Origin of the sequence: Acinetobacter sp. YH12100, from assembly GCF_013419135.1 — a bacterium.
GTDB lineage: Bacteria > Pseudomonadota > Gammaproteobacteria > Pseudomonadales > Moraxellaceae > Acinetobacter > Acinetobacter pseudolwoffii.
In genome coordinates, this window is record NZ_VPAQ01000001.1 from 223,722 (window position 1) to 241,251 (window position 17,530).

A 17,530-nucleotide genomic window follows, 5' to 3' on the forward strand; every position below is an offset into this window, starting at 1 on the left:
TCTTTTTTGTCTATACTGATTGTATATTGGGCAGCTTCAATGGTGCGTCGATGAAAATTGTGTTTATTCACGGCATGAACAAGCAACAGTATACGGCGCCTTCATTACGCCAACATTGGCTGCATCTTCTCAAAAGAGGCCTCAGAAATAACCCGCAACAGCAAGCCCGTTTTAGCTATTTAAAACGGCATATCCGTATCCCTTTTTATGGTGATTTACTCTCTCGACATCATTTGCATAATCTACTCAATGCCAGCACCTTAATGCCGCAGCAATGGCCGCATTTCCCTTTTCTACATCCGGCACAGCGGCAAGCCGTACCACCAACCAATCAGTGCAAATATCAAGTTTGTGATGTGCCCCAGTTAAATCCAGATAAGACATTCAACTTTGATCAAAAGCTGAATTTTATTACAGCATTAAGCAAAGATATTGCCTTGCGGGATTTTGCGGTACTCATTAATTATTTCCCCAGTTTACACGCCAGTTTTTTGCATAAGTTCCTGCTGGAAACCTATCTTTATTTGGCCAATCCGACTTTTATGCAGGAAGTTCATCGGCGCATTCATCATCAACTGCATAGCAGCAAACCACAGATTCTGGTGGCACATTCGCTGGGTAGCGTGATCGCCTATAACTATTTGCTTCAACATCCAGAACTGAATATCCAGCGTTTTATTACCCTCGGATCACCGCTGGAATTTCGTGTCATTCAGGCGCATCTTCCGCAACCGATGATAAGACCTGCTGCAATTTCAGGCGATTGGATAAATTTCTATTCACATGATGATTTTCTCACCGCATTTCCACTCTCAGCAGCTTCATTTAATTTTCAGCCTGCCATTATCAATCAGGAAATTCGTACCTTTGTACAACGTCCACATTATATTGCGGGCTATTTACAGCATCCCTAAGTGTTAGCTGCCATGCTGGAATTGCTTAAAAATTCAGCTTAATTTAAATCATTTTCCATTATTTCAACAATATTGTTTTAAATTTACGCACTCAATCCAGAAAATAAAAATTTTTATAGAAATGCGTTTGACACCCCCCTATTTTCACCCTATTATACGCCCACCTCTGAAACGTCCCTATCGTCTAGAGGCCTAGGACATCGCCCTTTCACGGCGGTAACCGGGGTTCGAATCCCCGTAGGGACGCCATTTTCAGAAGTACATTTTATTAAGTCCCTATCGTCTAGAGGCCTAGGACATCGCCCTTTCACGGCGGTAACCGGGGTTCGAATCCCCGTAGGGACGCCATTACTTCAAGCTAAAAGTAAAGGTTTTAAAATTTATCTTCTGTACTGTCCCTATCGTCTAGAGGCCTAGGACATCGCCCTTTCACGGCGGTAACCGGGGTTCGAATCCCCGTAGGGACGCCATATTCGAGATGGCAACATCTCAACAAAGAAGCCCGAGCATTGCGATTCGGGCTTTTTTGCATTCTGAATATTTAAATATAATTTTTTACCACTCATTAAAATATGCTATTAGTTGCATAGGCTGCCATGTAATTCATATTTTACAATTTGCATTCTTTTAACATTTCTATTCATATAAATATCCGTTCATTTTCATTTAAAGCAATACACCAATAAATTAGAACAAAAATTCAACATCTAGACGTCAAGTCGCACGTTAAGGTAACTGAAGAGATATCTGCAAGGATCAGATTATGTTCGTCAGCACAGAGTTAAGTTTGCCTTTATCGCCAAATAATAATCATAATTATCAATTTAAAAGCTTTAAGGATTGGGTCGACTTTTTTCAAGATACTGAAATCTCGACGAATACCAAAACCGAACAGGCTGAATCTTATTTGAGTGATCTGATTAAAAACCTGAATATAGATCCACTCGGATGGCTGGATCAGCCGGGACAAGTTGAACAGCATCTTTTAGAACAACATCATCAAATTTGTGCCAAGTTTCAGGCTTATCTGGGACGGCGTAAACAACATCAGGCCCGGGAGTATTTCCCAACGGTTTCACATGCTTTCGAATTTCTGTCCAAGGTTGCACCGGTTAAACTGGTCGATGGTTCTTGGTTATATTCCACCGTACATAACTGCAATCAACCCGAGCTGAAAGATTTGATCTATATCTATCTGGAAGAACTGGGTCTGGGACATCCACGTGCCAATCATGTCACCATGTATCAGCACCTGTTAAGTCACTATGAGCTGAACAGTTATGCCGAACAACTGGATGCCAGTTATTATGAGCAGGCCGCGGTACAGTTAGCACTGGCTTATGCGCCGGCCAAATACTTGCCTCTGGTGATTGGTTTTAATCTCGGCTATGAACAGTTGCCGCTGCATCTACTCATTACCAATTACGAATTGGCTGAACTCGGGATTGATCCCCATTATTTCAATGTGCATATTACGATTGATAATGCCCACAATGGCCATGCACAAAAATCCCTGCAAGCCTTTATCCAGCATTATGAGAATGCGGAAGATCCGGAGACTTATCTTGATTTGATCAAGCAAGGCTATCTGCTCAATGACATCGGTAAAAGTTCTTCCCAGATTGTGAAAGAGCTGGATATTGAGCGCATGGCCTTAAAAGTATTCCAGAACAAGGCACTGATTGGCCAATATATTCATAATCAGAAATGTCAGTTTAGTGGCAAGACTATCAATGACTGGTTATCAGATCCGGTACAAATTTTCAAGTTCCTGAACGTGCTGATTGAGAAAGGCTGGATTATTAAAGATGCTCCTGTTGAACAGAGCCGTTTCTGGAAAATGATTGATCATCCTGAAGGTAAAATGTTTGGTGTGTTTAATGCGACTGAAAAACAGATCATTAAAGACTGGATTCAGGGGGCAACTTTAGCGACTCGGCTGTCTTCACGCAGCGCAGCGCCGTCTCAGGCGAAAGTTGAACCTGCCTTAAGCCGTATGGATCAACAACGTTTAAATCAGTTAAAAAATCGCTTTATGCGCTGTGAAGGTGCGGAACAGAAAATTGACTTGCTGATTCCCTATACTTCACCGCATATGCATCATACTGAAGTGGGTTTATGGGCCACTCGTCAACTGGGACAGTTATTATTTCCTTTCCAGACCCAGGCGATGCATTATTCTTAACTATGTGATGAATAAAAAACCGGGCATTCTAATTGCCCGGTTTTTTATACTTAGATGATAAATTTAAGCCGATTTACGCGAATTCAACTGCCCTTTAATTACGGCTTTAACATTGCCTTTAAGGTAGTTCAAAAAGACTTTTAACGGTGACAGTTTTGGATTCGGCTGTTTACCTTTGGCAATTTCCTTAAACTGCGCGGCATACCAGATAATTTCCATAATCGCCATTTTGTCAACCAGCGGAATACCGGTTTTAATTTTCTCAACCGCATAACGTACATCTTGCCCTGCAATCAAACGATCACCCAGATCCGGCTCTACCGCAAAAGGTCGGGCGATGCCAACAAAATCACATGCACCACTGTCGAGTGCAGCATTCATGCCGTCGACGGTTCTAAAGCCACCAGTCACCATGATATGGCAATTGACTTCCTGACGGATCTTTTCGGCAAAATCGAGGAAATAGGCTTCACGGGCAATGGTTGAAGCTTTGTGTTTGTCTTCTTTTACACCAGCCATGGCAGGCGCTTCATAACTACCGCCGGATACTTCAATGATATCAATCCCGGCTGCATCCATCGCCTTAAAGACATAGATCACATCTTCTTCACTCATACCACCGCGCTGAAAGTCAGCGGAATTCAGTTTGACTGAAATAATGAAATTTTCTGAGCTTGCAGCACGGACAGCCTGATAGGTTTCCAGCAGAAAACGGGTACGGTTTTCAATACTGCCACCCCATTGATCCTGACGCTTATTGGTCAGCGGTGACAGAAACTGGCTAATCAGATAACCATGTGCCCCATGCAACTGGACGCCTTCAAAACCGGCCTTTTCACAAATTTGCGCTGAAGTGGCAAAGCGCTGGATAATCTCCAGAATTTCAGTTTCAGTCAGCGCACGCGGTGTGCCGAAGCTGACGGCCAATGCCGGACTAAAAGGCACGGCCGACGGCGCAACTGTTTCTTTATTTAAGCCTTTGGGACACTGACGACCCGGATGTGACAACTGCACCAGTTGTACCATACCCTGCTGCTTGCCCACTTCCGCCCAGACTTTAAGCTGCTCCAGATCACGCTCGGTTTCTACCACCACCACGCCCGGCTCATTCTTGGCACGAAAGTCCACCATGACATTGCCGGTAATGGCACAGCCCAGTCCACCTTTGGCCCAGGCTTCATACAACTTGAAATGTGCCTGATTGGGCTGGCCGGCATCATTGGCCAGCGCCTCACTCATAGCGCCTTTAATAATACGGTTTTTGAAATTGGTATGACGAATTTGAATGGAATCGGCCAATTGGGTCATGATCTGTCCTGATATTACTTTTATTTTGTACTCGTTTATAACGCAAGTCAGGATAATTGACAATTCAACTTGTCAAATTTACACAATTTTCATCTGCTTATTTTTACGATGATTAAAAAGTTCCGTGATTTATTGTCTTGGATCAAAAGCATCACGTACTGCTTCGCCAATATACATCAGCAAACTCAGCACAATGGCCAGACTAAAAAAACCTGATAAAGCCAGCCACGGCGCATTTAAATTATTTTTGGCTTGCAGCAACAGCTCTCCTAAAGAGGCTGTTTCCGGTGGTAGCCCATAGCCTAAAAAATCCAGAGCCGTCAGTGCGGTAATATTGGCAGTCAGCATAAAGGGAAGTTGTGACAGACTTGAACCGATGACATTCGGCAATATATGCCTGAACATGATTCGCCCATCTCCTGCACCCATACTTCGTGCCGCCCAGACGTATTCCAGATTGCGTGCACGCAGAAATTCAGCCCGTACCATGCCCACCAGAGTGGTCCAGCCAAACAACAGCATGATCAGAAATAGCCAGTAAATATTGGGACTAAACAGACTGACCAGCACCATGACCATAAATAGCATCGGCAAACTGCTCCAGACTTCAAGCAGGCGTTGCCCGATCAGGTCGATCCAGCCGCCATAATAGCCCTGCACAGCCCCCAGCAAAACTCCAATCGCCGCCGACAATAAAGTCAGTGCAAAACCAAATAAGAGTGAAACCCTCAAGCCATACAGAATCCGCGCCAGCACATCACGACCCTGATCATCTGTTCCGAGCCAGTTTTGTGTACTTGGTGGCGAAGGCACCGGAACAGCCAGTTCCAGATTCGGGCTTTGATATGAAAATGGAATAATTGGCCAGATCGCCCAGCCTTTTTCTGCAATCAACTGTTGAACGGCAGGATCTTTATACTCGGCTTCGGTTTCAAATACCCCACCAAAAACGGTTTCCGGATAAGATTTTAAGATAGGTAAATACACTGCATGATCATATTTCACCAGCAAGGGCTTATCATTGGCAATCAGTTCTGCGCCCAAGGACATGATAAAAATAAGGCCAAACATAATAAAACAGCCAAATCCCAGCTTGTGCTGCTTAAAGCGTTGCCAGCCTAATTGCATCAAGGACGACATTAGGAGGATCCCCGACGTGAACTGAAATGAATCCGTGGGTCGATCAGTTGATACAGCAAATCGCTTAATAATCGCAATATCAGACCAAGCAAAGTAAAGATAAACAGAGTACCGAAAATCACCGGATAGTCGCGCTGGATGATCGCCTCAAAACCCAAAACACCTAAACCATCGAGATTAAATATAATCTCAATAAACAGGTTGCCGACGAAAAACACCCCAATTAATACTTCTGGCAAACCTGCGATCAACACTAACATCGCATTTCGGAACACATGCCGATATAGCACTGCATTTTCATTTAAACCTTTGGCCCGCGCAGCCAGAACATATTGCTTACTCAGCTCTTCCACAAAAGAAAATTTCACCAGATAAGTCAAACTGGCAAATCCACCCAGCACCATGGCCAACAATGGCAATGCCATATGCCAGAAATAATCCTGAATTTTCCCGAAAAATGAGAGTTCGGCAAAATTTTCAGAGCTGAGTCCCTGTAAGGGAAACCATTGCAGAAAAGATCCACCGGCAAAAAATACAATCAGTAAAATCGCAAAAATAAAGGCTGGAATGGCATAGCCCACAGCCAGCATTAAAGAGGTGATCTGATCAAAAACACTGCCATGTTTTCTGGCTTTGCCGATGCCTAAAGGGATAGACACCAGATAGATGATTAAGGTACTCCACAGACCTAAAGACAGCGATACCGGTAGTTTTTCCCAGATCAGATCAGTCACAGCCTTGTCTTTAAAAAAACTAGTGCCCAGATCAAACTGGGCATAGCGCCTTAACATGTCCCAAAAGCGGATATGGGCAGGCTGATCAAAACCATATTGAATATTGATCTGCTCGATCATCTCAGGGGTGAGGCCTTGCTGCCCCTGATACTGTAATCCGGTATGTGTCAAGCCATTGACCTGTTGTGCCTGATAAATCGCTTGTTCCACCGGCCCACCCGGTGCCAGCTGGATCACCATAAAGTTAATCAGCAAAATGATCAGCAAGGTTGGAATCATTAGCAACAGACGCTTGAGTATATAAGTGCTCATGGCACTCCCTGATAGGCTTGGAGCTTAATGCTGTTTGAAATAATTGGCCACACGTTGAGCCTTTGCCGCATCGACCCACCAGTAGTCAATGCCCGCGGAGAGCTTAGGTTTAAGCTTGGGCTGCTGATACATGTTCCAGTAAGCATACCAGTATTCACCCGTACCATAAGTCGGAATATGATAATAACCTGCCCGCAGCAAACGGTCTAAAGCTCGGGTACTGTCAATCACCTGCTCCCGGTTCTGCGCCTGAATTACTTGCTTAATCACCGCATCAATAGCAGGATTCTGAATACCGGCATAATTATAGTTACCGACCTGCTTGGCAGCCTGACTGCTCCAGAACTGTTTTTGTTCCTGCCCCGGTGTCAGGGACTGTGGCATGCTGTCGACAATCATATCAAACTGGTAATTTCGTAGCCGTTCATAATACTGCGCGGTTTCGACCATACGAATATTCGCCTGAATCCCCAAACGTTTTAAATGACGTAAATAAGGCATCAGATGACGCTGCTGTTCCACCTGATGCAGCAAAAATTCAATCTTGACCGCTTGACCGGAAGCATTGACCAACTGCCCCTGTTGATAACGATAACCGGCTTTTAACAGCAATTGACGGGCTTTTAATAAATTCTGCCGGTTAAACCCTGAGGCATCGGATTGAGGATATTGCCAGTCCTGAAGTACAGCCTGACGCTGAACCGGATGAAGCTTCTGCAAATGAGGCTTTAAAATTTGCAGCTCTTGGGCACTCGGCCGTCCACGAGAAGCCAGCTCGCTATTGGAAAAAAAGCTGTTCAGACGTTGATATTCACCATAGAACATGGCTTTATTCAGCCATTCAAAATCGTAAGCGAAACTTAAGGCCTGACGGAAGCGAATATCGGCAAAGGGCTGACGCCGGGTATTAAAGACCAGACTCTGGGTCGGGACCGGATTTTGATGCCGAAAACGATAACGTTTGACTTGTCCTTGCCGAACCGCAGGAAATTGATAATCCCTGATCCAGCGATTGACCTGTTTTTCCTCATGCAAAGTAAATTGGCCCGATTTAAAGGCTTCGAACTTGATTTCCGGACTACGATAATAACGATACTGGATCCGGTCAAAATTATAACGACCGCGATTCACCAATAGATCTTTTCCCCAGTATTGAGGATTGCGCTGATACGAAATACTGCGGCCGGGATCTATGCGTTCAATCACATAGGGCCCTGAACCCAGAATCGGTTTCAGCGTCAGGTCTTTAAAATCACGCCCTTGCCATTGCCGTTTAGAATAAATGGGCATCTGCGCGACAATCATGGCCATTTCCGGATTATGCCCGGATTTAAAATGCATTTTGATTTTTAAAGGTGACAGCACTTCCAGCTTGTTTAAATCTGCCAGATACATTTGCAGACCGAAATTAGACTGGGTCTGATAAAGCTCAAAGCTATATTTGACATCTTCCGCAGTTACGGGCTGACCATTGCTAAAGCGCGCTTTCGGATTTAAATGGAAAATGATAAAGGTGGTTTTCTTGGGGTCAAAACTGACTTTTTCCGCCAGCAAGGGATAATACACCCCGGGCTCATCCAGTGATTTCGACAGCAAACTGTCAAAAATATAGTTGATCCCTTCAGTGACATTGCCTTTGCCATTCATGCTATTTAAATTATCAAAGCTGCCATCGGCCGCCAAAATCAGTGCACCACCTTTGGGGGCTTGCGAATTGGCATAAGGTAAGGATTGCAGATGGCTATATTTCGGTGGGCTATGTAGCGCAATATAAGGTGTGGTGATCAGGGCTGCCCAACTGGTATTCATTACCAGCGGGACAACCATGCTTAAAACAAATAAACTAAAAAATCTCACGATGAATGAATTAGTTTGGCACTTTAATCACATCCCCAATACGTAATTGTGTATTCGGTTTGAGATCATTCATTTCCGCCAGTTGATTGCTGTTCATGCCGTAACGTGAGGCCAGACCGATCAAGGTATCGCCGCGTTTGACTTTATAATCAGTCACCAGTTTTGGAATCTGGATGGTTTGACTGACACGCAATCCGGCACGTGGACTGAGATTATTTAACTCGGCCAGTTCGGTGACCGTAATTCCTAAACGGCTGGAAATCGCATTCAGGGATTCGCCTGACTTGACGGTATAAGATTCAGTTGCTCTAGAAGACACAGGCTTAGCTGCCACTTTCACGTCTTCTGCTTTTTTATCCGTCGGAACATCACCCACAATTTTTAAACGCTGACCAATACGGACGTTGCCATTGGCATTCAGGCCATTTAAATCGGCCAGATACTTGACCTGAAGATGATACTGACGCGCAATAGAGCTTAAGGTTTCCCCGGATTTCACCACATGCGAATCGGATTTCACATGTTTCGACACCGTTTCAGCCACAGACTCACGCACGGGTTCAGCTGCCTCACCCGTCAGCTTTAAACGCTGACCGACGCGCAGGCCGGCATGACGAGAAATACCATTCAGACTCGCCACCTGATCCATCGACAGATTGTATTTTGCGGCAATGCCGGTCAAGGTATCACCCGATTGAACTGTATAAGTTTCAGGCACCTGACTGCCGGCTGGAATCTTGATGGTCTGGCCTATACGTAAACCGCTATTGGCCGCAAAACCATTTAAAGCTGCCAGCTCAGACACACTGAGCTTGCTTTGACTGGCAATGCTATACAGGGTTTCACCGCGTTTGACCTGATAATTTTCAGTTGCTGTCTGATCAACTTTAACATTTTCAAATGTCTGTTCAGTCTTTTGGGTCGATGCGGTCAGTGCTTCAACTTCCTGAAGTGGCACATTGATTTTCTGTCCCACCATCAAACTGCTACCCGCAGTTAAACCTGAGGTGAATGACGCCAGTTCAGCATTTGACAGTCCATAACGATCGGCAATCAGTTTCAGATATTCACCGCGCTTGACGGTATAGGATTTGGTTTGAACTTTGGCAGCTTCAGCTTTTTTAGCATCTTCTACTTTGGCTTTAGCTGCAGCCGTTTCTTTCAGCGACAGCTTCTGACCGACAAATAAACCACTGTTGGTACTTAAACCATTAAAATCAGCCAGCTGTTTGAGACTTAAACCAAACTGGCTTGCCACACTGGTTAGAGAATCATTGGCCTGAACCACATAAGATTCCGGCTTTTCTTTGGCTTTGGTTTGTTCCTGCACCGGCTTGGCATCATACAAATAAATCGTGGTGCCTACATATAGCGTAGAGTTTGGATCGATCTGGTTCCATTTCGCTACATCACGCCAGTTCACCCCATTTTTTGCTGCAATCAGTGCCAGATTATCCCCCGGTAAAACCTTATAGGTACTACGCTTGCCCTTTGGTGCAACCACCACCACTTCAGAATCAGTCTTGACGTAATTTTTACCCTGGTTCAACTGGGCTTCGACCGAAGTCGCTGTGGTATTGTCAGCAACTTCTTTCGGATAAGAGAAGCCTTTGGTAAGTTCCTTGCCTTGCTGCTCAGCCACAGACAGGCTGGTTTGAATAGCCGTCAGCTTGATTTTACCATCATAAGGATCGACAATTTCTGTGCCTGCCGGCGCCAATGCTTTCAGCTCTTCAACTACCTGAGCCTGCTCTGCCGGTGTTGCAACAGGCTGCAGAACGTCATCCACAGTTTTGTCAGTTTCCTGCGCGGTGACGACCTGCTGAACTTGCTGACGCTCGGCTGCAGAAATCGGTGGTTCGACCTGAATCTGTTTCGCTGGCGCTGCCGGTGTCACTGCGACCGGAATACGTGGCGCACTTGGAATCGGCAAATCACTTTGGGCAGCAAAACTGGCCAAGGCAGATGAGCCTCTAGGCGTTGAAATCTTTTTCGTGGTCTGTGCCACTGTATTTGCCGTTGTCACCACAGGTGCAGTCGTTGCAGGCCGAGTACTGGCAAGAACGGGTGGAGTCTGTTTTGCCGGTGTAATCGTTTTCGCATTTAATACGGGAGGCGCAGCTTTGGTCGGCACCACTGGGGTGGTGTTTTTCGGCAGATTGCTGGCACTACTCGCAGATAATCCGCCGGAACCAGATAGTTTTTTCAGCTTTTCATCAACTGAAGGACTGAGGTCAGCAGGAATCAAAATACGACGCGGACTGGTAGGGTCAATATGATCACCACGATGCCCCGGGTTCAATTGATACAGCTCCGCACGGCTCAAACCGGTGATGGCTGCAATTTCATTTAAATTGGCCACGCCTACAGGCACTTCACGGAAATGCGGACGGTTGGCAATTGGTGGCAGGCTCACCCCATACTGACCTGGAGTTTTAATAATTTGTGCAACTGCCAGGAAACGTGGCACATAGCTCATGGTTTCTTGTGGCAATTTGAGTGACCAATAGTCGGTCGGCAGACCTGCTGCCTTATTGCGGTTAATCGCCTGCTGAATACGTCCCGGGCCAGCATTATAAGACGCCAGCGCCAGCTCCCAAGAACCAAACTGGTTATATAAACTGCCTAAAAACTCATAGGCTGCACGAGTCGATTCCACCACATCACGACGACCGTCGTATAAAGGGGTCTGCTTTAAACCATAAATACGGCCTGTGCTTGGAATAAACTGCCATAAACCTGCCGCTGCCGCACTACTGGTCGCTGCCGGGTCATAGGAACTTTCAATAATCGGTAATAGCGCCAGCTCGGTCGGCATACCACGGCGTTCTGCTTCTTTTACCGTGTAATATAAATAACGTGAGGCACGCGCACTTAAACGATCCAGATAAGGCTGACGTGAAATAAACCAGCCGCGCTGCGCATCAATCCGCGGATTCCAGACACTTAAATCCATCTTGAAACCCACAGTCATGCGTTTCCAGACATCACCATGTTTCAGAACCAGTAAACGGTCGCCTTCAACTGCACGCATATCGGTTGCAGAAAGCAGATCTTCCAGTCCATCCAGACCGCTTGCATCCAGATATTGTGATCCAACTTGCTTGCTTGCTGCTGTTTGGGATGTACTTTGCGTAGATGAACAGCCCGTCAATCCCAGAGAAGCAAGTGCAGTTCCCAGTACAGAAGATTTTAAAAATGTTGGTAATGTCGGCTGCCACAAGATTGCGGTTGGTTTATACATAAAGAAATCCAAACAACTCGTATATAAATTTATTTTTTAGATCTGCCATTGTAGTGAAGCATGTTGCAGACACAAGGCAATAATTTACCGTGATTTCACGTTAAATGTTACAAGAAATTAAAAAATCCGGGACATAGAGATTGATCGACTGCATTTGCGCTATACAATAAGCCTTCCAGCGTGTTCTCTTTTGATCGGATTTTAATTTATGTCACACACTATCACACTTTATGTTGATGGCGCTTGTCGCGGCAACCCGGGTTTAGGCGGTTGGGGTGCGTACATTATTAACGGCCAGCAAGAACACAAAATCTGTGGCGGTGAAGACCATACCACCAATAACCGCATGGAACTGACGGCTGCCATCGAAGGCATTCTGTTCTGTGACAAACAGGATAAGCTGGTGATCTATACCGATTCCAATTATGTCAAACAAGGCATTACCGAATGGATTCACGGCTGGAAAAAGAAAAACTGGAAAGACGTCAAAAACCCTGACCTGTGGCAAAAACTGGATGCAGTCTGTCAGGGACGAGAGATTGAGTGGCACTGGATCAAGGGTCACGCCGGGCATGCCGGCAATGAAATGGCCGATCAGCTGGCCAATCAGGGCGCCGATGAAACCCTGAAAAAATCCAAGCAAAGCCCTTCAATATCTGAAGATAAAAAAAAATCTGAACCCGACTGGCTGCTAGATGATCCTTTTGGTCTGGATCTGGCCGAGAGCGAAGAAGAGCTGGACGATATGCAGGAAGAAGAAATCATTGAATTGAATGAAGTTGCCGACACCGAGCAAAGTGATCCAGCGCTTCAAGAGGTGGATGCAACCGTTGCCAATAGTTCGCAACTACATCCCCAGATTGTGATTACCCCCGCAACCTTACAATTGCATGGCCCGCGACAATTAATTCTGGATACCGAAACCACCGGTTTTTATTATCAGGATGGTGACCGGATTATTGAAGTTGGCGCGCTGGAAATGATCAACCGCAAACTGACCGGCAGCTCGATTCATATCTATATCAATCCGAAAACACCGGTCGGCGACTCGGTCAATGTCCACGGCATTACCGATGAGTTCCTGCAAGACAAACCGTTATTTGAGGAAATCTCTCAAGTATTGTTTGACTATTTGCACGGTGCCGAAATTATCGCGCATAACGCCAGCTTCGATATGAACTTCCTGGATATGGAATTCAAACGGGCAGGTTTTAAAGCCCTGTCCGAAGTTTGTGAAGTAACCGATACCCTGGCAATGGCCAAGTCCAAGCATCCGGGGCAGAAAAACTCGCTGGATGCCTTAGTGCGCCGCTACGAGATTCCAAAGCGTGACCGTACGTTCCACGGTGCCTTGCTCGATGCGGAAATCCTGTCTGATGTTTATCTGGCGATGACCGGTGGACAGGTATCTTTTGATATCGATGCTTTGTCTCATTCTGACGATCAGAACAACCGTTCAGGCATGGCCAGAGTTGAAATTGAACTGCCGGTGATTCTCCCCTCAGAACAAGAATTGCAGGAACATGAGAAATGGATCAAACAATTCGAAGAAAAACATGGAACTGCTTGCCTTTTCTCGAAATAAAATCTACATTTCCGAGCATGCTTTAGGTTAAAAACTACAGTTCTTCAGTTATAGTAAATACAAAGAGGTTCCGCAGCTTTAAGCGGGGCTCATATATAGATAATACTTCAGGAAAGGTGCAGATCCATGTCTTACCAAACCTCTATACATTTTGATCCAACAGCCTTACTGATAATAAAAAATGAGGTTGATAACTCGATCAAGTTAGTCGAATCAGCAGTAAGCACCTTGGTAGAAGATCAGACTTTACCTTTTGGCATTGATGATGCATTAAATCAGTTCGAACAATGCGCCCAGGTTCTGGCACTCATCGACATGTCCAGCCTGGCAAAAGTCGCTCATTATTCAGCAGAACTGATGCGCAAGATTATGGGGAACCCGGCACAGGTAAATACGCAGGACGTCATTGCCCTGAGTGAAGGCACCACCATGCTGAAACGCTATATCGAATTTATCTGCCTGCGTGAAGTAAAAATTCCACAGTTCCTGCTCGACACCCTGAACCGTCTGGAAATTGCGCTGGGTAAACCGCTCACCAGTGAAGGTCAGCATATTGAATCCCTGCTCGATCTGATCACGCCTGACTTTCAGTTACCACAAGCACCCGGTCTGGAAAAATCCAAATATGTTCAGCGCCTGTACAAGCTGTCCCTGAACAAGCTGCTTAAGCAGGAAGAAAGTGAACTGGATCTGCAGGCGATTAAACTGGTGGGGGCTTATCTGGCTGGGCTCGCTCAATCGCACACCAGCAAACAGTACTGGAATCTGGTTTTCGTTGCATTCAGCAATATTGATCACTTGCTGATTAATGAGCCACGTCTGCGCACTCTGGTGAGTATCGAGCGCAACATGGCACAATATTTTGGCTCGCCGGACAGCTTCAAGGCTTCACTTGCAGACCTGGCCAATGTCCTGAGTCTGTGTATTAGCCAGGAAGATGATACTGCACAACATATCCGCAGTCAGCTCAATATTGGTGAAGACCTGCTGACCGATATGCAGTTACAGGTCTTTAGTCGCCACCTGTATGGTCCAGACTTTGAAACCATGCATACCATTAGCGAACTGGTGACCACAGAAATGGCGCAGATTCGTAATGACATCGAGTTTAACTATCAGAACATGAGTCCTGAAAAAACTCAGGAATTGCAGGCACAGCTCAATAATCTGGCCAACATCTTCAAAGTATTGAACCTGAATGAAGCCTATCATGACCTGAACCGTCAAGCTACTTCACTGAGCCAGACTGAAATCCTGAAAGATCCGGGTTTTGCCCAGCAGTTGATGAATGTGATCCTGTCTGCCATGAACTCGATTGGGGTACTGGAACGTCATCACACCTCGAGCCGTTTGCAGCTGCGCGTCAACAACATGAATATTTCTCTGGACCGCCTGGATGAAGCACATGCGGCTTTACTCACTGAAACCAAGGCCCTGATCGAGCTTTCCAGCCAGATTCTGAGCAACTATCTGCAAGATCAGGACTTGGCTGCACTCGAACCTGTGCCAGTACAATTCTGTGAAATTGGCGGGGCGATGCTGTTCCTGAATGCAGAACATGTTCGTACTGCATTCACCACCACTGCAGCATTCATCAAGAACCGTATTGATCTATCAATGGCATTAACGCCGGAAGAGATTCATCGTGCTCTGGATACTCTGGCGAGTGCCGACATGATGATTGATAACTTAAAGAACAAACAGCCTGTTTTACAGGCTATGTTTAAGGTAGCATTGGACAGTAGTGAAAAACTCAAAATAGTTGCCTAATGTCCAAATTATCACTTGCTTATATTTTTCAGCAGCAGCAACTGCTGGTCGATCAACATTTTCAGCTTCCACAGGTTGAAGCCCTCGCAAGTGATTTGTTACTCCACACGGGTGATCAAGTGATTGCCCGTGACCTGCTTCCCGATGAGCCGATTCCTGCAGGCTTGCAACTGGTACCCATCCGCCAGTTATTACAGTTCTGGAATACCCAGCAATTCGAACAGGCCAGCCGTGCGGTACAGCTTTTAGAATGGCGCCGGAATCACAAATTTTGTAGTCATTGCGGTACAGCCACCGAAGCACATCCGCTTGAACATGCGATGCTCTGCCCATCCTGCAACTATCGTCAGTATCCACGGGTTCAGCCTTGTGTCATTACCGTCATTACCAAAAACGAAGACGAAATTTTGCTGGCCAAAAACGCGCGCAACACCAAAAGCCAGATGTATGGCCTGATTGCCGGTTTTGTTGAGGTAGGCGAAACGCTGGAAGAGGCAGTACGTCGTGAAACGCTGGAAGAAGTCGGTTTAGAACTCAAGAATATCCAGTATCTGGCCAGCCAGCCCTGGCCGTTTCCAAGCAATCTGATGATTGCCTTCAAGGCTGAATATGCCGCGGGTGAAATCAAATTACAGCAAGAAGAAATTAGCGATGCGCAATTCTTTAAATTCGATCAGCTGCCCGAAATTCCGTTCAAGGGCAGTATTGCCCATGCCATGATTATGCATGTGACTCAAGGTACGGCAGTCGCAGACGATACCAAGACCTGGCTCTAGCTCTTATTGAGCTCAAGTTTGGCTGAACCAATAAAAAAAGAATCCAAGGGAGATAATCTCTTGGATTCTTTTTTATGCCTTACTACTGGGTTAAATCCCGCTATCAGTCTCGAGATCTAAATGCATCCTCGAGTGCCCAAAGCACCTGCGCTTTGGTCTGGAAATAGCGACTGAACAAACTGGAGAGCGAACCCACGATCGTAATATGGCCAAGTTTCGGAATATGAATCAAATGGCTATGATTGCCCTTTTCTCGCAATACCCGATCTAGATCCTGACTATTAAAATGGCCAACGATGTTGTCCTTTTCGGCAATAAACAGATAATGTCGGGTTGGGCTATTTTTAACAAAATAATAAGGCATGACCTGCTGATATGGCACCGTCTGATCAAAAGCATCAGCACAAATCGGATCATTTTTATAATCAAAATGATAAGGCCCCGCCAGACCAATAATCGCACGGATTAGACTGTGGTCAATGCTGGCAGATTGCGGATGATACAGTGCAGACATGACATTGAATGCCCCAGCCGAATGTCCCATCAAAACCAGGTTTTCAGCACAGATATCTAACCGGCCGGCAGACTGCTGCAAGTGGTTCAATAATAAATGCAGATCATGAATATAGGCTGGGAAAATATGTTGTGGTGCCAGATGATAATTCATCACCACCACATCATAGCCTTCTTTGGCAAAGGCCTCACCAATGAACTGATAATCCTTTTTATCCCCATGCAACCACGCGCCGCCATGTACAAAAACAATCAGGGGGCGATGGGGCAAAGGCTGCTGGCTACGGAACAGATCAAAGCGTTGCCGTGATTTTAGACCATAAGCCAGCTGAGTTTCGATCGTGTAACCCTGTTTAGGCGTTAAACGATTCAACGCATAACTGCCAAAATCATAGAGTCTAAATGCTTTATAGCGTTGCTGGACTTCCAGAATCTGATTCGACAATTGGTTTTTAAAATGACCGACCTTATGGAGCATCGGTTGGTTCAACCGTATCAGGATCTATCGCAACCGGCGTCTGTTCGATACCGGGCTGTGCATAAGCAGGTGCTGCAAAGTTCTGACTGCTCAGATTTGAAGACTGTTCAACATTATCAATCAGGGTCACAATTTTGGTGACATTGCCCACTTGCTGCAATACCTGATTCAGGTCAGCAATTTCTGCGCTGTTCAAACGTCCCATCACATACAGCACGCCATCTTCAGTATGCACATGTACTTTACTGTCCGCAACCACAGTGGCTTTCATGATCAGGCCACGGGTATTCGCTGTGACCGCAGTATCCTGCATGATGGTGCTATAGCTGATCTGGTTGCCTACAGTAATAAAATTATGTACCGCTTTGACATCGCTCATGGATTTGACATTGTCTTCTGCCAGCTGCTTGAGATGTGCATCGGGCACCTGACCGGTCAGCAAGACATTGCCATGAAAACTTTCAATATTGACCCGGGCCTGTTTGAAGCGCGAATCTAGTTTATAAAGATTAATTTTTGCAGTACGGACAATCGAGGAATCAATAAACACCTGCCCCAAGGTACGCGCCCCACTCTCAGTTCCTACAGGAGCCGTACCTGTGCCGCTAGAAATAAAACTGGCACAACCTGATAAACTTGCGACACACAGCATTGTTATTGCAATACGCTTAACCACTCAGCAAGACTCCTTCATTTTATTACGTCTTTTTCAAT

The 17,530-nt window shown here is 45.8% G+C and carries 12 protein-coding genes and 3 tRNA genes; 8 read left to right on the forward strand and 7 right to left on the reverse strand.

The window, feature by feature from the left end; all coding sequences use genetic code 11:
* Positions 1-50: 50 nt before the first annotated feature.
* From FTU40_RS01220 to FTU40_RS01240, 5 genes are all read left to right on the forward strand, one after another.
* Positions 51-914 (forward strand): alpha/beta fold hydrolase, encoded by an 864-nt coding sequence (locus tag FTU40_RS01220; protein WP_180039457.1) that lies wholly within the window; start codon positions 51-53, stop codon positions 912-914.
* A 173-nt stretch (positions 915-1,087) separates the two neighbouring features.
* Positions 1,088-1,163, forward strand: a tRNA-Glu gene (locus tag FTU40_RS01225).
* 23 nt (positions 1,164-1,186) lie between these two features.
* Positions 1,187-1,262, forward strand: a tRNA-Glu gene (locus FTU40_RS01230).
* 46 nt (positions 1,263-1,308) lie between these two features.
* Positions 1,309-1,384, forward strand: a tRNA-Glu gene (locus FTU40_RS01235).
* Positions 1,385-1,677: 293 nt separating this feature from the next.
* Positions 1,678-3,099 (forward strand): iron-containing redox enzyme family protein, encoded by a 1,422-nt coding sequence (locus tag FTU40_RS01240; RefSeq protein WP_180039459.1) that lies wholly within the window; start codon positions 1,678-1,680, stop codon positions 3,097-3,099.
* A 63-nt stretch (positions 3,100-3,162) separates the two neighbouring features.
* On the opposite strand, the gene FTU40_RS01245 is transcribed toward FTU40_RS01240, so the two are convergent.
* From FTU40_RS01245 to FTU40_RS01265, 5 genes are all read right to left on the reverse strand, one after another.
* Complete coding sequence (locus FTU40_RS01245) at positions 3,163-4,407, reverse strand: NADH:flavin oxidoreductase/NADH oxidase family protein (RefSeq protein WP_180039461.1); 1,245 nt, start codon at positions 4,405-4,407, stop codon at positions 3,163-3,165.
* A gap of 129 nt (positions 4,408-4,536) precedes the next feature.
* Entirely contained in the window at positions 4,537-5,547 is a 1,011-nt protein-coding gene (locus tag FTU40_RS01250; protein ID WP_005171841.1) for an ABC transporter permease, read from the reverse strand.
* Complete coding sequence (locus FTU40_RS01255; protein ID WP_005096376.1) at positions 5,547-6,593, reverse strand: ABC transporter permease subunit; 1,047 nt, start codon at positions 6,591-6,593, stop codon at positions 5,547-5,549. The genes FTU40_RS01250 and FTU40_RS01255 overlap by 1 nt, the downstream gene beginning before the upstream one ends.
* 24 nt (positions 6,594-6,617) lie before the next feature.
* Positions 6,618-8,420 (reverse strand): extracellular solute-binding protein, encoded by a 1,803-nt coding sequence (locus FTU40_RS01260; RefSeq protein WP_180039463.1) that lies wholly within the window; start codon positions 8,418-8,420, stop codon positions 6,618-6,620.
* A 40-nt stretch (positions 8,421-8,460) separates the two neighbouring features.
* Positions 8,461-11,694: a LysM peptidoglycan-binding domain-containing protein gene (locus FTU40_RS01265; protein ID WP_180039465.1), complete on the reverse strand. Its 3,234-nt coding sequence runs from the start codon at positions 11,692-11,694 to the stop codon at positions 8,461-8,463.
* A gap of 208 nt (positions 11,695-11,902) precedes the next feature.
* On the opposite strand from FTU40_RS01265, the gene dnaQ reads away from it, so the two are divergent.
* The 3 genes from dnaQ (at position 11,903) to nudC (ending at position 15,825) form a co-directional block, all read left to right on the forward strand.
* Positions 11,903-13,279, forward strand: a complete 1,377-nt coding sequence (gene dnaQ, locus FTU40_RS01270; RefSeq protein ID WP_100328781.1) for a DNA polymerase III subunit epsilon — start codon at positions 11,903-11,905, stop codon at positions 13,277-13,279.
* 126 nt (positions 13,280-13,405) lie between these two features.
* Positions 13,406-15,049 (forward strand): hypothetical protein, encoded by a 1,644-nt coding sequence (locus FTU40_RS01275; protein WP_005096371.1) that lies wholly within the window; start codon positions 13,406-13,408, stop codon positions 15,047-15,049.
* Positions 15,049-15,825, forward strand: a complete 777-nt coding sequence (nudC, locus tag FTU40_RS01280) for an NAD(+) diphosphatase (RefSeq protein WP_180039467.1) — start codon at positions 15,049-15,051, stop codon at positions 15,823-15,825. Before FTU40_RS01275 ends, nudC begins: the two co-directional genes overlap by 1 nt.
* A 103-nt stretch (positions 15,826-15,928) precedes the next feature.
* Here nudC and FTU40_RS01285 read toward each other — a convergent pair whose 3' ends face one another.
* Both FTU40_RS01285 and FTU40_RS01290 read right to left on the reverse strand, forming a co-directional pair.
* Positions 15,929-16,816 (reverse strand): alpha/beta hydrolase, encoded by an 888-nt coding sequence (locus FTU40_RS01285; RefSeq protein ID WP_100328783.1) that lies wholly within the window; start codon positions 16,814-16,816, stop codon positions 15,929-15,931.
* Positions 16,806-17,492 carry a BON domain-containing protein gene (locus tag FTU40_RS01290; protein ID WP_005096366.1) on the reverse strand — a complete coding sequence of 229 codons (687 nt, stop codon included), beginning with the start codon at positions 17,490-17,492 and terminating at the stop codon, positions 16,806-16,808. Before FTU40_RS01290 ends, FTU40_RS01285 begins: the two co-directional genes overlap by 11 nt.
* Between the last annotated feature and the right edge of the window lie 38 nt (positions 17,493-17,530).

What these genes read in the sequence shown, in the direction of transcription:
- FTU40_RS01220 (WP_180039457.1), top strand. Translation starts at nt 51, where the DNA reads ATGAAAATTGTGTTTATTCACGGCATGAACAAGCAACAGTATACGGCG.
- FTU40_RS01240 (WP_180039459.1), top strand. Translation starts at nt 1,678, where the DNA reads ATGTTCGTCAGCACAGAGTTAAGTTTGCCTTTATCGCCAAATAATAAT.
- FTU40_RS01245 (WP_180039461.1), bottom strand. Translation starts at nt 4,407, where the DNA reads ATGACCCAATTGGCCGATTCCATTCAAATTCGTCATACCAATTTCAAA.
- FTU40_RS01250 (WP_005171841.1), bottom strand. Translation starts at nt 5,547, where the DNA reads ATGTCGTCCTTGATGCAATTAGGCTGGCAACGCTTTAAGCAGCACAAG.
- FTU40_RS01255 (WP_005096376.1), bottom strand. Translation starts at nt 6,593, where the DNA reads ATGAGCACTTATATACTCAAGCGTCTGTTGCTAATGATTCCAACCTTG.
- FTU40_RS01260 (WP_180039463.1), bottom strand. Translation starts at nt 8,420, where the DNA reads ATGGTTGTCCCGCTGGTAATGAATACCAGTTGGGCAGCCCTGATCACC.
- FTU40_RS01265 (WP_180039465.1), bottom strand. Translation starts at nt 11,694, where the DNA reads ATGTATAAACCAACCGCAATCTTGTGGCAGCCGACATTACCAACATTT.
- dnaQ (WP_100328781.1), top strand. Translation starts at nt 11,903, where the DNA reads ATGTCACACACTATCACACTTTATGTTGATGGCGCTTGTCGCGGCAAC.
- FTU40_RS01275 (WP_005096371.1), top strand. Translation starts at nt 13,406, where the DNA reads ATGTCTTACCAAACCTCTATACATTTTGATCCAACAGCCTTACTGATA.
- nudC (WP_180039467.1), top strand. Translation starts at nt 15,049, where the DNA reads ATGTCCAAATTATCACTTGCTTATATTTTTCAGCAGCAGCAACTGCTG.
- FTU40_RS01285 (WP_100328783.1), bottom strand. Translation starts at nt 16,816, where the DNA reads ATGCTCCATAAGGTCGGTCATTTTAAAAACCAATTGTCGAATCAGATT.